This window comes from Arthrobacter sp. 01T419, from assembly GCF_056398865.1.
On record NZ_JBFTQF010000002.1, the window covers coordinates 475,331 to 489,588 of the forward strand.

Genomic DNA, 14,258 nt, shown 5'->3' on the forward strand with positions numbered 1-14,258 from the left:
AACGGACATAGCACTGACATGCCCATCCCTCAGCGCCAACAGGGGCCATGTCCCACTCCGCCACTGGCACTCCGTTATGGTGACCGTGGAGTAGCCCGGGAAGACGGTTCCTGCACCCTAGACTTGCATCATGCCCTTGAGTTCGCATGAAACCTTCAGCGTTGATTCCGCCGTCGAGCTGGCAGTGATTGAACGCAGCGGGTTCATCGAATCGCGCCACATCGGTTCCGCGGTCGTCCTTTCCGGTGACGGCTCCGTGGTGACCCAGCTCGGCGACATCACCACCCCTATCTATGCCCGCTCCGCGCTCAAGCCTTTCCAGGCTCTCGCGTCGATGCAGTCGGGCGTGCCCTTGCGAGGCGCCCAGGTTGCCTTGGCCTGCTCCAGCCATGTGGGCTCCCTGGACCACATGGACGTGGTGGAAGGAATGCTCAAAGCCGCCGGCGTCCGGGAAGAACAGCTGCAATGCCCCTCTGTGTGGCCACAGGACGAAGTTGCCCGTAATTGGTTGATCCGTTCCGAGCACGGCAAGTCGAAGTTAGCTTCCAATTGTTCAGGAAAGCATGCGGCGTTCCTCTGGGCGTGCACCGAGAACGGCTGGGACACGCACAGCTACTTGGAGCCCAACCATCCCCTACAACAGCGCGTTCGGTCCGTGATCGAGGAATACAGCGGCGAGAAAATCGCGCACCTCGGCATTGATGGCTGCGGAGCACCCGTGGCCGCGCTTTCCCTGACCGGCCTGGCGCGGGCCTACTCGCGCCTGGCGCAGGCCCCGCGGGACCAGAGCTCCAATGCCCGCGCGGCAACCATTGCCACCTCCATGTTGGACTACCCATGGGCAGTGCAGGGCCGCGGCGAGGCGAACACCATCGTGATGGATGAGCTAGAAGTGCTTGCCAAGGGCGGGGCGGAAGGTGTCCTGGTCTTGGCAACACCCACTGGCGCCTCCGTTGCAGTAAAGATCCTGGACGGGAATCCCCGTGCAGCTACCCTCGTTGGTTTGACGCTCCTCGCTGTCGCGGGCGCCGTTGATATTCCCGGTGTCTCCAGCGTGCTCGAAAAGGTCGTGGAGCCCGTCCTCGGCGGTGGCCACTCGGTCGGCAGGATCCGCCTCGGCCACGCCGTTTCGGCGCTGCTGGACTGATTGGAGCCCCGAAAATGGCAATTGCGCGACGCCGGATCGACCTTGAGCAAGGCCGCGCGGCACTGGCCGCCTGGCAGGCCGCCGTCGGGCAGGCCGCCGTCGGGCAGGCCGGCGTCGGACAGTCCTCCGCAGGGCAGGAAGCAGTGCCGGGGACGCCGCCGTCGCGCACTGTGCTGGCAACCGCAGTGCGTTACTCGCTTGAGGAACTCACGGCTCGCGCCCCGGGGAACTCGGTTGAAGTCCGGGTCCCGCCGTTCGGCGTCACCCAGTGCGTGGAAGGTCCCCGGCACACGCGCGGCACTCCCCCGAACGTCATTGAGTGCGACGCCGCCACCTGGCTGGAGATGGTCACCGGCCGCTTGGCGTGGTCCGCAGCCGTCGACGCCGGCCGGGTAGCCGCATCGGGTCTGCGCGCCGACCTGTCTGAGCTACTTCCGCTTTACTAAGCTCCACGCGATCCGCACAGAGTTGAGCGCCCCACGACGGTGTCGTGGAGCGCTCAACTTGCATTGGAACGTGGTGCCTAGTCGGGACTGACCTAGTCGGGACTCACAGTCGGGCTCCGGTGTTGGCCCGGCTTGGTCATCTCGAACTGCGGGATCGCATCCGAGCTGGGCCCGCCGCGGAACTTCGGAGACGGCTCCTGCCCTCCACTGAGGCGCTCGATTTCCTGTTGTTCGAAGACGGCCTCGGCTCCGAGCATGATGGCGGAGTCCTCGTTGGTAATTTCGCCGCGGAAGGCGCGAACCATGACGGAACGGTCGAACTGGCCCTCCCATTTCGCGACCACAAACGTGGCCACGCAGTTGCCGAGAAGGTTGACGACGACGCGCATGGAGTCCATGAGGCGGTCGGCACCCAGGAGCAAGGCAACGCCGGCAACGGGGAAGATGCCGAGGGCGGCGGCCGTGGCGGAGAGAGCCAGGAACGACGAACCCGGTACGCCTGCCATGCCTTTGGATGTCAGGAGCAGGACGCCCAGGGCTGCCAACTGCTGTCCCAGGTCAAGGTGGTGTCCGAAGGCCTGGGCCAGGAACAACAGCGAGATCGAAAGGTAGATCGCGGCGCCGTCGAGGTTGAAGGAGTAGCCCGTGGGGACAACCAGGCCCGTGGTGGCGCGGGAGCAGCCGGCGTTGGTCAGCTTGGTCATGATGCGGGGCATGACAGCCTCGGTGGATGCCGTGCCGAGGGCGAGGAGGAATTCCTCGCGGGTGTACTTGAGGAACTGCCACAGGGGCACCCGGGCGAAGCTCCACGCGACGAGGAACAGCAGGCCGATGAAGACGATGGCTGCCCCGTAACAGGAGGCGATCAGGAGCGCGTAGGTCCCGAGGGTGTCGAGTCCGTACTGGCCGATGATGAAGGCCATGGCACCGAAGGCACCAATGGGCGCCACTTTCATGATCCAGGACATGATCTTGAAGATCAGTTCAAGGACGGTCTCCATGAGGCTGATGACCGGGAGGCAACGCTCGCGTCCGATGACGACGATTGCCGCGCCAAAGAAGACCGAGAAGAACAGGACCTGGAGAAGGCTGTTGCTGGCGAAAGCGCCAATCACCGATGTGGGGATGATGTCCAGGAGGAAGGAAGCCGCATCCTTGGGCGGCGCGGTCCCGGTCTTGGCGTTCAGCGCATCCTGGGAGAGAGTGCTGGGATCGATGTGCAGTCCAGCACCGGGCTGGACAAGGTTTCCGACGATCAGTCCGAAAACCAGTGCGAAAAGCGTGGCGCCGGTGAAGTACAGGAGGGCCTTGACCCCGACCCTTCCGACCGCCTTGACGTCGCCCACTGCCGAGATTCCCGTGACGATCACGAGGAAGATCAGCGGAGCGATGATCATCTTGATGAGTTGAATGAAACCATCGCCCAGGGGCCGGAGGGTGGACCCGATGTTCGGCCAGAAATGGCCGATGAGTACACCTGCGACGACGGCGATCAGAATTTGGAAGAAGAGCGACTTGTACAGTGGCTTCTTCTTCCGCGGGGCCGAACTCGCCTTCAGCGCCGCAGAGTCTGGGATCTTCATTGATCTGAACCAATCAGTTTGGGAACAGCCCCTGATTTCGGGGGTTGTTTTCAATGTAATCCCGATCACAGGATTCCACAAGGGGAAATTCAAATTTCACAATGTGGAATCCTGTGAGGTGACGCTACTCCTTGCCGAACTCCTTATCTGCGAAGACCCTGAATCCACGCTGTGAGTCGAAACCGTGGACTTCCCGCGTATCGAGGACAGCCATGAACTCCAGCGTCTGGCTTGTGATGACCTGGCCTGGGACGAGGATGGGGAATCCCGGAGGATAGGGCGTGACGAATCCGGCTGAAATCACCTCATCGCCCGCCTCTATCCTCGCCGTGAGTTCACGCGCTGAAAGGTACGTGGTGGAACCTGGTTTGTAGCTCTCGAAATAGGCGGCACGAATGTCCCCGTCGAGGCTGCTGGGACCGCCTGCTCGGGGATCCCGCTGGAATCGCGACGCGAAGCTGCTGAAGTCCGGCAGCGGCGGGTTGGCACGTGAGGGGGTTCCGGCGTCGCCCCGTGCCGGATGCTCCTCCTCGAACGATTCGGCAAGCTTGACCAGGACTTCGATCAGGTAGGCGACGGCGCTGCGAGACGTGCCGATGTTGGTCATGAAGAGCACGGTATTGCGGGAGGTCTTGTTGACTTGGATACCGTGTTCGTCCGCGAGATAGCGGTGCCGGAAAGTGTCGCCGTCGATCCCTGTCCGGCTGATATCCAGCGTGAGGCGGCTGGGGTCGACGACGAACTCGTCACGTTGCCACGCGTCCGCCAGGGCGGAGAGGCCGTCCCGGAGCGGCATGGCACTTCCGGTTTCCCGATAGGGGGCCGCAATCAGGTCCCTCGAGGTGAGGACGCGGAAGTACTTCTTCAGCAGAGGGTGGCGGGCCACTGTCTGGGCAACTATGGTCGCCAAATCTGCCTGTTTCTGCACCAACCCGAAACCTTCAAGCTCCACCTGACGGCGGCCGACGTCAAGCGAAGCGAGGATCTGGTAATTGGGCGAGGTGGAGGTATGGGTCATATATGCCTCCCGGAATGACTCTTGGTTATGCTCGCTGAAGTCTTGGTCGAAGACGTGGATCATGGATCCCTGACGCAGCGAGGTGAGGGTCTTGTGGGTGGACTGCGTGGCATAGACGCGCAGCCGGGCCTTGGCCGGATCGGGGATCAGCCGGGTTTTCAACCAGAGTTCATCGTCGGCAAGCGCGCCCGTCGCCGGGTCATGGAGGGAAGCCGCCTGTTCGGCGTGCCTCGCGGCATAGCCGGGATCACTGAAGGAAGCATCAAGTTTCCTGGCCGCGGCCATGGCCGTCCTGCGCCGGTAGACGGGGTGGGACCTGGCGAACGCGAACCAGGCCTCGTCCCAGAGGAAGACGAGGTCAGGTTTGATGGCCAAGCATTCCTCCATGACGCGTTCGACGTCATAGACGATGCCGTCGAAAGTGCAGTTGGTCAGCGTGATCATTTTGACGTCGTCCAGACGCCCCGCTCGACGGTAGGCCAGCAAGCGGGCCTTGATGCTTGCCAGGGGTACCGCACCGTAAAACGCGTACTTGTCCAACGGGTAGGCGTCCAAGTACGAAACCTGCGCCCCGGCGAGAACAAAAGCGTAGTGGTGGGATTTGTGGCAGTTACGGTCGACGAGGACCACATCTCCCGGGGCAAGGATGGACTGATGGACGATCTTGTTGGCGGTGGACGTGCCATTGGTGACGAAGAAGGTCTTCTGCGCACCGAAGGCCCGCGCCGCCAGGTCCTGGGCTTCCTTGATCGATCCGTGCGGATCCAGCAGCGAATCCAGGCCTCCCGACGTCGCGGACGTCTCGGCCAAAAGCAGGTTCAGTCCGTAGAAATCCGCCATGTCGCGGATCCACGGCGAATTGCCCACCGAACCGCCGCGCGAGATCGGTAATGCGTGGAAGACGCTGGCCGGCCGCCGGCTGTATTCCTGCAGCGCGGTGAAAAACGGGGTCCTGTACCGCTCAGCGACGCCCGACAACAGCGAAAGATGCAGGTCGAGATTGTCCTGCCTACGGAAAATCCGCCTGAACCGCTTCGTCAGTGAGCCCGCGAGGCTCTCCATGGCGACTCCGGCCACCAGGTACACATCCAATTCGGGACGCAGCTCGGAAATCTGCTCCGCCAAGCTGAGGAACCTGCCCAGCGGTGGCATCCCCACGAGCTCTGGACCCACCATGCCGGAGAGGTATTTCCTCAGGTCCCGGCCCAGGGGCTGGCTGCTGCCGATGGTGAATCCCGGGCGGAGAATGCATGCCTGGATGGCCGGGTTCAGAACCAAGGCAACCAGCGCATCCTCGTAGCTGGGAACGATGAGCTCGTAGGTGAACGCATCGGACGGCCTGCGCTGGGCCAGCATTTCCGTTTTCAGCTCGTCGGCTTCTTCTTCGGTGATGTCGTCGACGAACAAGACCTCGAACCTGGGCCGATCCCTTGCCGGCCGCGGCTCCCTGGAGTCTTCATCCAGGACACCTGAAAGGGAGCGCTCGGCCTGGAATTGCCCCGGAGTGACCGGCCCGGCCCGCCCCGGACTGTCGGAAGGCATCAAAGGCGACATTCCGCGGATCATCGCCAGTCCGGCGTCGTAATCTCCCGAATCCACGCAACCGCGCAGAGGCGCCAGTGCTGCCGGTCCGGGCGCCGCCCAATACAATTCCAGGGCCTGCAGGAGGAGGAGCGCCTGGACGGCTTGGTCTTTTAGCCCGGAGTGCGATGTTCCTGGGCCGCCCTTTGTCAGCTGCTTGAATGCGTATCCGAGGAACTCCCAGGCATCGGCGCGCGAACGCCAGGCGCTGCTGGGAGTGCCGATTTCCCGCCTTGGAGCTTCGTTGTTCAGGGAGATCCGTCTGATCATCGGGGTGCTGTTGCTGAGGGAGGTCGTGGCGGGCAAGGTAGTTCCGTTTTCCATCAATTCGTTGGGCATCAGGAGCGTTGACCGCTCTGGGCAACCGCGCCGCTCTGGGCAACCGCACCGCTCTGGGCAAAGGGCCCGGCGACCACCGGTAGACCGTCTGTGTAGCCGCTGCGCGCCGCGGCTACCTCCAGGATGCGTTTGCGGCAAGCGAACCAGCCGACTATGAGCAGCGGTATGAGGAGCAGCAGGGAAGCGAGGACCCAGCGCCCTGTCTCCGAGAAGCCCATCGTGACGAGGACGAAGGCCAGGAAGGCGAGTGTGAGGTATGAAGTGAAAGGGGCACCGAACAGCCGGAATGACGGGCGGGCGGCCTTGCCACGCCTGACCCAGGCCTGGAGTTTGATGTGGCACAGGATGATGGTTGCCCACCCGCCGATGATCCCGATCGCAGATACCTCGAGAACGATCTCGAACACCTGGGACGGCACCAGGGCATTCAGGCCGACGCCGAGCAGCGTGATCACTGCTGTCAGCAGGATGCCGCCATAGGGCACACCCGATTGGCTCATCTTGGCCGTGAACCGCGGCGCGGAGCCGTTGACCGCCATGGATCTCAAGATCCGGCCCGTGGAATAGAGGCCAGCGTTGAGGCTCGACAACGCCGCCGTCAGGACAACGAAGTTCATCACCGACGCCGAAACGGCCGCAGCATGGGGATCCCCCAGGTGGGCGAAGAAGGTGACGAAGGGCGATTCTCCGGATTTGTACGCCGTGAACGGCAAGAGCAGCGAGAGGAGCAGCACGGAACCGACATAGAAGAGTGCGATCCGGAACACTACCGTGTTGACGGCCTTGGGCATCACCTTTTCCGGGTTGGCGGTTTCGCCTGCAGCCGTACCAACAAGTTCAATCGCGGCATACGCGAACACGACGCCGCTGATCGCCAGCAAAGGTGCTACGGCACCGGTCGGGAATGCTCCGCCGTGGTCCAGGATCACGCCCAGCCCGGGAACGCCGATGTCAGTTCTTCCGCCAAAGACAATGAAGCAGACCCCGACGACGAGGAAGGCCACCAGCGCCGTCACCTTGACCAGGGCGAACCAGAATTCCATCTCGCCGAAGATCTTCACGGACACAAGGTTGAGTGCCAGCACGATGACAAGGGCGCAGAGAGCGATGAGCCATTGCGGGATTGTTTGCAACGGCGCCCAGAGCTGTCCCCAGAATTTGACGTAGAGCGCGACGGCGGTGACGTCCACGATCGACGTCATGGCCCAGTTCAGGAAGTACAGCCAACCGGCGGCATAGGCCATTTTCTCGCCGTAGAACTCCCTGGCGTAGGACACAAAAGAGCCTGAAGACGGCCTGTGGAGAACCAGTTCGCCCAGGGCGCGCAGGATCAGGAACGCGAAGAAGCCGCAGAGCGCATAGACGACGATCAAGGCCGGACCGGAACCGTTCAATCGGCCGCCCGCTCCCATGAATAGGCCCGTTCCGATCGCTCCCCCGATGGCAATCATTTGGATCTGCCGGGGCTTAAGGGTCTTGTGGTATCCGGCTTCCTCGCTTGAAAAATCCTGCGCCGTGGTGGAACGGTCGCCGAGAAGCTCCCGGCCGTTTTCCAAGGAATCAGCGGGGTCCAGCCCGGTGACCGGGGCCRGCGCAGGCGCAGGCGCAGGCGAGTTCAGTGTTCGTTTCATTCCAGGGGTCTCCTTTGACTCCGGTACCGCGGGTGCGGCTGCATGCTCCAGAACTTGTCCCCCTGCTGCTCGTGTGTCATCACAGCTGCACTGCTGGATCATCGGCGGAGGGGGACGGAAAACAACTCTAGATTCCGGCGGAACGGAACGAACTGTCTGGCCAGCTAAATTCCTCCGATCCCGATTGTGCTCCGATGACAACTCCGTTCAGGCGGAGTGCGAGTAATGTTCATGGCTGTGAGCGCGGCTAAGCCGCTTAGAGGAAGTGAATACGGGTGGCACCCCATGAACCTGCCGAGCATGTCATTGGCGCCATGCTCAGCGACATACTTGAAGACATTGGCGTCGACAACGGGCAGCTGCTTGTTCCTCCCGGACCCGGCAATGGCGCCGTTCGCGAAACGGTCATCGTGGACGCCGAGGACGGGACGCCCGTCCAGCGAGGGACCTTGGTCCTGCTGATCGGAGTGCGGGGGCGCGCAGCACTCCCCAGCATCCGGAAGCTGGTTCCGGACTACCCCGCCGCCGTCGCGGTCAAAGGGAACGAAGAGGAACTGGACGCCGTCCGGGAGGTGCTGCTGCCCACCGGAATCGGGTTGATCGCCGTGTCTCCCGCCATGAACTGGGGCACGCTGGAGGGCATCGCCAAGAACCGTATCCAGGAGCCTGCACTTTCCACCGATGCGTCGACGATCATCCACCGGGATCTTTTTGCCATCGCCCAGACTACCGCGACGCTGACCAACGGCCATGTGGTCATTGAGGACCCGGCAAACCGGGTCTTGGCGTACTCACCTGCCTCGAACGACGTCGATGAGCTCCGCAGGCTCTCAATCCTCGCGCGGCGCGGGCCCGAGCGGTACCAGAAACTGTTGAAAGAGTCCGGGGTCTACAAGCACCTGCAAGCGGCCGAAGCTCCCATCCATATGGAAGCCAATCCCGCGGAAGGACTCCGGGAGCGGGTGGCCATCGGTATCCACGCAGGCAACCGGATCCTCGGGTACATCTGGCTTCAGGAAGGGAAGGAACCCCTCGCGCCCAACACTGACAAGCTCATGGTGGGAGCGGCGCGCCACGCAGCCATAGAACTGGTCCGGCACCGTAATGAGCAGTCCCAGGCACTACGGCGCGACAGGATCTCCAGCCTGCTCAGCGGCACGGCGCAGATCCACTCCCAGGCACAGTCCGCGGGCATCGATCCCTCCAAGCCGGCAGCCCTCGTCCTGATTTCCGCCCAGGGCGACGACGAGACGGCGGCGGGCTTGCAACTGCGGCGTGGCGAGCTGGCCAACGTGGCATCGATCCATGCGGCCGCCTACCGTCCCGGTGCCGTGGTGGGAGCCATCGGCTTGGAAATAGCGATGATTCTTCCTGACCTCGACCCCATAAAGTCCCCGCCAGCCATCAACCGCCTCATCAACGTTATTGTCCGGGACGCGAGGGTCCACCTGCACTGCCAGGTGCAGGCCGCCGTCGGGCCCGTCGTCGAACGCCTGGACGCTTTGCACGGCACCCTTGAACACGTCCGCAGCGTCCTGAAGGTCCTGGAAAGCACGCCCTCGATCCATGTGGCGTCCTACGCCGACGTTGAAACGACCGTCCTGACAAAGGAATTGCTGGAGCTGCTTGCCTCAAGGACCGATCTTCGGCACGGCGGCATCACCCTCCTTTGCAGCCGGTACCCGGAGTTCGCCACAACGCTGCTGACCTACCTTGAATTCTTCGGCGATGTGAACCGCTGCGCGGAGGAACTAGCCGTCCACCGGAACACGGTGCACTACCGGCTGCGGCGCGCGTGCGAAGTGGCCGGCATCGATCTCTCCTCCACAGAGCAGCGGTTGCTCGCACATCTTCAGCTCAGGCTGTGGACCCACTCCGAAGGACGGCGCTAAGAATATGGACCTCCAGAATCTCCTCGACGACATCGTCGGCACGGTTCAGCCCCTGCTCGGCCAAGGAGCGCCCGCGGACTACATCCCGAGCCTCTCCGCGGTGGATACCAAGCAATTCGGCATTTCCGTGGCCACCGCCAACGGCGAGGTGTTTTCCTCCGGCGACGCCGACGTACCCTTCTCCATCCAAAGCATTTCGAAGGTTTACGCCCTCGCGCTGGTGCTCGCCGGGGATGGCGACCGCATCTGGAAGCGGGTATTCCGGGAGCCGTCCGGGAATCCGTTCAATTCCCTGGTGCAGCTGGAACACGAAGACGGAATTCCGCGCAATCCCTTCATCAATGCCGGAGCACTGGTTGTGACGGACAGGCTGCTCACCATTGCGGGCAACTCGCCGTCTCCCGTCCGGGAATTGCTCCGGCAAGAAAGCGGCAACGCCTCTCTTGACACCGACCCCGAGGTGGCCGCGTCCGAGGCGGCGAACAGTCACCGCAATGCCTCGCTGGCACACTTCCTGGCTAGCTACGGAAACCTCGAAAACCCCGTGGACTCGGTCCTTGAGGCCTACATCAACCAGTGCGCACTCGAAATGAGCTGCACTGACTTGGCCCTTGCGAGCAGGTTCCTGGCCAACAATGGGCTACGCGGAGACGGCACGCCGCTGTTGTCCCCCTCGCAGACCAAACGGATCAATGCCGTGATGCTGACGTGCGGCACCTACGACGCCGCGGGCGAATTCGCCTACCGCGTGGGACTCCCCGGCAAGAGCGGGGTAGGAGGCGGCATCGTCGCCGTAGTGCCCAATAAATGCACCATCTGCGTCTGGAGCCCTGGACTGGGACGATCCGGGAATTCGCTGGCGGGCGTCGCTGCCCTGGACGAGTTCACCACCCGCACGGGCTGGTCGATTTTCTAGCCGCGGCCCACGAATGGCATGCCCGCCGCGGTCACCACCACGGAACCAACATTGGCCGACGCCGGCATGTTAGCCATCATGAGAACCGCCCGTGCGGCGTCCTCCACAGGGAACATCGGCTCGACGCGCCTGCTGCCATCGGCTTGGAGCGCGCCCGAGCCCACGCCGATGGTGTCCATGATTTCGGTGCGGGTGTTGCCGATATCGATCTGCCCGCACGTGATGCCGAACGGACGCCCGTCCAACTCAATGCTCTTAGTCAGGCCACTCATGGCGTGTTTGCTCACGGTGTACGCCACGGACAAGGGCCGCGGGGAATGCGCCGAAATAGAGCCATTGTTAATGACGCGGCCGCCTTGCGGCTCCTGCGACTTCATGGTCCGCACAGCCTCGGCCGCGCACAGCATGGAGCCGGTGACATTCACGGCAAGCGTGGCATTCCAATCGGCCACGCTGATCTCGTCCACACCTCCGGAAGGACCGAAGATGCCCGCATTGTTGAACAGGACGTCGACCCTCCCCCAGCGCTGGCGGGCCGCCAGGAAAAGGCGCGCGACGTCGTTGGGCACTGTCACGTCGCACGGCAACACAAGCGCCTCGGGGTGGCCGTCAGCCGTCTCGAGAAGCTGCGCTTCCCGGCGTCCGGCGAGGGCAACGCGGTAGCCTTCGGCCAACAGAAGCCGGGCGACTGCCCGCCCGATCCCGGAACCAGCTCCGGTGACGACGGCGACACGGGGCTGGGTGGGGATAGTTTCGCTCACGCGGTTYTCCTGTTTGTTGAGCTAGTGCGCGGCGGGGGCGTCCGCCGTCGTCGTGTCCGTTGTGGTCAGTGGCCAGCCTATGACGGTCTTCGGACGCGGTGTGGCGTAGGTCCGGACCTTGGACGTGGACAGTCCCAGGCGGACGAGCGACTCGGCAATGGTCACCGCAGCGGCCACCCCATCCACTACCGGCACTCCGCAGCGTTGGCGGATCTGTTCGTCGAGTCCGGCCATGCCGCCACAGCCGAGGACGATGACCTCTGCCTTGTCGTCACGCACGGCGCGTTCAGCCTGTTCCACAATGGCTTCCACGGCGCGTTCCGGGTACTCCTCGAGTTCCAGCACGGCCATGCCGCTCGCGCGGACCGAGGCACAGCGGTCGTCCAGCCCGGCGAGCTTGAGGCGGTCTTCGATGAGCGGGACCGCGCGGTCCAGAGTGGTGACCACGGAGTATTTGTGGCCGAGGAACATCGCAGTGCTGGCCGCGGCCTCGGTGATGTCCACCACCGGAACGTCAAGAAGCTCCTGGAGCCCCTCGCGGCCGTGCTCGCCGTAACCGGCCTGGATAACGGCGTCGAACGGTTCGGGGTAGTTGACCACGCGGTCCATCACGGCGATGGCGGCGAGGTAGCTTTCAAAGTTGCCTTCGCAGGAATCGGCGCCGAACCGTGGGGTGATGCCGATGATTTCGGTGCCGGGAGCCGCGACGCTTCGCGCCTGGGCCGCGATGGAGTCGGTCATGGATTGGGTGGTGTTGACGTTTGCGACGAGGATTCGCATGGGTTCCTCCTAGATTGGGTTGCCTGGTAGCCCTGCAAGCCCAACTGGCTCGCAGTTGTTGTCGTTTTGACGGGCCAAAACAGCGTTTTCTGCGAGCGAGTCGGGCTTCTGGCGGTTCTTAGTGGTTGCTGACGACGGAGATCGGCTCGCCGGAGACGTCGGTGTGCTGCTGCTTCTTGTCCGCGAACAAGTAGTAGCACAAGGCCCCAATGCCTGCGCCGAAGAACCAAGCGAACGGCGCTACGGCCTCCAGTGCGGGAATGAACGCGATGAGGATGGCGACGACGGCGGCCGGAACCATCGCGGCGATCGCCCGGGGGTTGACGCCACGCTTGTAGAAATATGTGCCGGAAGGGTTGTCCGTGTAAAGGTCCAGGACGTTGACCTTGCCGCGGCGCAGGAGCCAGTAGTCGGCCATGACGACGCCGAACAGCGGTCCAAGCAGGGCGCCAAGGCCGCCCAGGAAGTACACGATCACCAAGGGGTTGTTGTAGAGGTTCCACGGCAGGATGACCAGGCCGATGGTGCCGCTGACCCACGCAGCTTTACGGAAGTTCAGGTGCTTGGGGAACAGGTTGGTGAGGGCGTAGACGGGTGCCACGAAGTTCGCCATGAGGTTCACCGCGATGGTCAGGATCAGCAAGGCAAGGCAGGCCAGGACGAGGAAGAGCGTGTTGGGGATGCTCTGGACGATGTCCGAGGGGCTTTCAATGATCTTGCCATTGATCTTGTATTGGCCGCCGGCCATGATGACCACGATTGCGCCGAACAGGAGCATGTTGATGGGGATGCCCCAGAAGTTGCCGCGGACAATCGACTTCTTGGACACCGAGGAACGGGTGAAGTCGCAGAAGTTCAAGACGAAGGTGCCGTAGATGGAGACCCAGAGTGCACCGCCTGCAAAGATGGTGCGCCACATCTCGCCGCCTTCGAGGCCCTTGATACCGGACCACTGGATGGCTCCCCCCGCCTCCACGAAGACCCAGATGGCAATGGCCAGCATGGTGGCGAGAATGATCGGGCCAGCGAAGGCCTCATACTTGCGGATCATTTCCATACCGAAGCTGACAATGACCAGCTGGACAATCCAGAGCGATACGAAGGCGATCCAGCCGAGCGTCGACAGGCCCAGGATGGAGTTGGCATCCATGTCCTTGAGTCCGGGGAACATGGCGACAAGCATGACCCGGAGCACCACAGAGGCGAGGTAGGTCTGAATACCGAACCAGGCGATGGCCACGGCCCCGCGGACCAGGCTGGCAAGTTGGGCGCCCCGGATACCGAAGCTGATCCGGCTCATCACGGGGAAGGGAACGCCGGTCTTCTGGCCCATGAATCCGGAGAAGGTCAGGAGGGTGAACAGCAAGACCGCGCCGATGCCAAGGGCCACGAGGATTTGCCACCCGCCCAGGCCAAGCGAGAAGAGGCCTATGGCGAACGCATAGTTGCCAAGGCTGTGGACGTCGTTGGCCCAGAGGGTGAAGATGCTGTAACTGGTCCAGCGCCTGCCCTCCTTCTTGGTGGGGGCAAGGTCGAGGTTGTAAAGGCTGGGGCTGATGGTTCGGCCTGCTGCGACGGACGCTACATCGCAAAGGGTTTCATTTCCTACGGTCGGATGGGCCGAGCTGGCTGGCAGCGTGGTCGGTTCCGGAGCCGTCGTGACGCCGACTGGGGGAGTCGATTGCATCGTGGATCTCCACTTCTTTGTGGTGCTGCAACTAGGCTTCCGAGACACTGTGAGAGGATGAAGCTTTTTCGCATCGTGGAATCTAGTTATTGAATAGTGAAATAACTGTATGAGCTGGATCACCTTTGGTCAAGGGCCACGGCCCCAATCGCGGTCACAAATGGCAGTCTCGCCGCCGTAAGGCCTTGTGGGCGCTAGTCTCTGCGGCGCCGGATTGACGCCCAGCGAACGCATAGCTAATCTCGAATTACAGAATTTTATTCTCACAATACGAAATTTCTACGCCGTTTCAGCGCGCACCACAGTGCAAGCGCCCAGACATTCAATGAAGAGAGGTTGGACGTGGCTGCAGGAGAAGAGACCTCACACATCCTTAGCGGGTTGACTTCCCAGCTGCCTGATCGTGATCCGGAAGAGACTGCCGAGTGGGTTGAGTCTTTGGATGCGTTGATCAGGGAGCAGGGCACGGAGCGGGCG

10 protein-coding genes are annotated in these 14,258 nt (G+C 62.8%); 4 read left to right on the top strand and 6 right to left on the bottom strand.

The annotated features are described in order from the left end of the window. The first annotated feature begins 130 nt into the window (after positions 1-130). Together AC1DLO_RS05890 and AC1DLO_RS05895 are read left to right on the top strand one after the other, a co-directional pair. On the top strand, positions 131-1,147 hold the full coding sequence (locus AC1DLO_RS05890) for an asparaginase (RefSeq protein ID WP_476889597.1): 1,017 nt from the start codon (positions 131-133) through the stop codon (positions 1,145-1,147). A gap of 14 nt (positions 1,148-1,161) precedes the next feature. Continuing rightward, positions 1,162-1,593 (top strand): sterol carrier family protein, encoded by a 432-nt coding sequence (locus tag AC1DLO_RS05895; RefSeq protein WP_476889598.1) that lies wholly within the window; start codon positions 1,162-1,164, stop codon positions 1,591-1,593. A gap of 92 nt (positions 1,594-1,685) precedes the next feature. Here the strand turns inward: AC1DLO_RS05895 and AC1DLO_RS05900 are convergent, their stop codons facing one another. The 3 genes from AC1DLO_RS05900 to AC1DLO_RS05910 all read right to left on the bottom strand — a co-directional run bounded on the left by AC1DLO_RS05900 (position 1,686) and on the right by AC1DLO_RS05910 (position 7,745). After that, complete coding sequence (locus AC1DLO_RS05900) at positions 1,686-3,176, bottom strand: cation:dicarboxylate symporter family transporter (protein ID WP_476889599.1); 1,491 nt, start codon at positions 3,174-3,176, stop codon at positions 1,686-1,688. Positions 3,177-3,300: 124 nt separating this feature from the next. Further along, positions 3,301-6,114, bottom strand: coding sequence for an aminotransferase class I/II-fold pyridoxal phosphate-dependent enzyme (locus AC1DLO_RS05905; RefSeq protein ID WP_476889600.1), 2,814 nt, complete (start codon positions 6,112-6,114; stop codon positions 3,301-3,303). Continuing rightward, on the bottom strand, positions 6,114-7,745 hold the full coding sequence (locus tag AC1DLO_RS05910) for an amino acid permease (protein ID WP_476914428.1): 1,632 nt from the start codon (positions 7,743-7,745) through the stop codon (positions 6,114-6,116). Before AC1DLO_RS05910 ends, AC1DLO_RS05905 begins: the two co-directional genes overlap by 1 nt. A 275-nt stretch (positions 7,746-8,020) precedes the next feature. On the opposite strand from AC1DLO_RS05910, the gene AC1DLO_RS05915 reads away from it, so the two are divergent. Continuing rightward, entirely contained in the window at positions 8,021-9,637 is a 1,617-nt protein-coding gene (locus AC1DLO_RS05915; protein WP_476889602.1) for a PucR family transcriptional regulator, read from the top strand. Between the two features lie 4 nt (positions 9,638-9,641). Further along, positions 9,642-10,553: a glutaminase gene (locus AC1DLO_RS05920; protein WP_476889603.1), complete on the top strand. Its 912-nt coding sequence runs from the start codon at positions 9,642-9,644 to the stop codon at positions 10,551-10,553. Here the strand turns inward: AC1DLO_RS05920 and AC1DLO_RS05925 are convergent. The 3 genes from AC1DLO_RS05925 to AC1DLO_RS05935 all read right to left on the bottom strand — a co-directional run bounded on the left by AC1DLO_RS05925 (position 10,550) and on the right by AC1DLO_RS05935 (position 13,781). Further along, complete coding sequence (locus tag AC1DLO_RS05925) at positions 10,550-11,314, bottom strand: SDR family oxidoreductase (protein WP_476889604.1); 765 nt, start codon at positions 11,312-11,314, stop codon at positions 10,550-10,552. The two genes, AC1DLO_RS05920 and AC1DLO_RS05925, sit on opposite strands and share 4 nt — an antisense overlap. A 21-nt stretch (positions 11,315-11,335) precedes the next feature. Next, positions 11,336-12,094, bottom strand: coding sequence for an aspartate/glutamate racemase family protein (locus tag AC1DLO_RS05930; RefSeq protein WP_284990320.1), 759 nt, complete (start codon positions 12,092-12,094; stop codon positions 11,336-11,338). A 118-nt stretch (positions 12,095-12,212) separates the two neighbouring features. After that, positions 12,213-13,781 carry an NCS1 family nucleobase:cation symporter-1 gene (locus tag AC1DLO_RS05935; RefSeq protein WP_476889605.1) on the bottom strand — a complete coding sequence of 523 codons (1,569 nt, stop codon included), beginning with the start codon at positions 13,779-13,781 and terminating at the stop codon, positions 12,213-12,215. Between the last annotated feature and the right edge of the window lie 477 nt (positions 13,782-14,258).

What these genes read in the sequence shown, in the direction of transcription:
- AC1DLO_RS05890 (WP_476889597.1), top strand. Translation starts at nt 131, where the DNA reads ATGCCCTTGAGTTCGCATGAAACCTTCAGCGTTGATTCCGCCGTCGAG.
- AC1DLO_RS05895 (WP_476889598.1), top strand. Translation starts at nt 1,162, where the DNA reads ATGGCAATTGCGCGACGCCGGATCGACCTTGAGCAAGGCCGCGCGGCA.
- AC1DLO_RS05900 (WP_476889599.1), bottom strand. Translation starts at nt 3,176, where the DNA reads ATGAAGATCCCAGACTCTGCGGCGCTGAAGGCGAGTTCGGCCCCGCGG.
- AC1DLO_RS05905 (WP_476889600.1), bottom strand. Translation starts at nt 6,114, where the DNA reads ATGCCCAACGAATTGATGGAAAACGGAACTACCTTGCCCGCCACGACC.
- AC1DLO_RS05920 (WP_476889603.1), top strand. Translation starts at nt 9,642, where the DNA reads ATGGACCTCCAGAATCTCCTCGACGACATCGTCGGCACGGTTCAGCCC.
- AC1DLO_RS05930 (WP_284990320.1), bottom strand. Translation starts at nt 12,094, where the DNA reads ATGCGAATCCTCGTCGCAAACGTCAACACCACCCAATCCATGACCGAC.
- AC1DLO_RS05935 (WP_476889605.1), bottom strand. Translation starts at nt 13,781, where the DNA reads ATGCAATCGACTCCCCCAGTCGGCGTCACGACGGCTCCGGAACCGACC.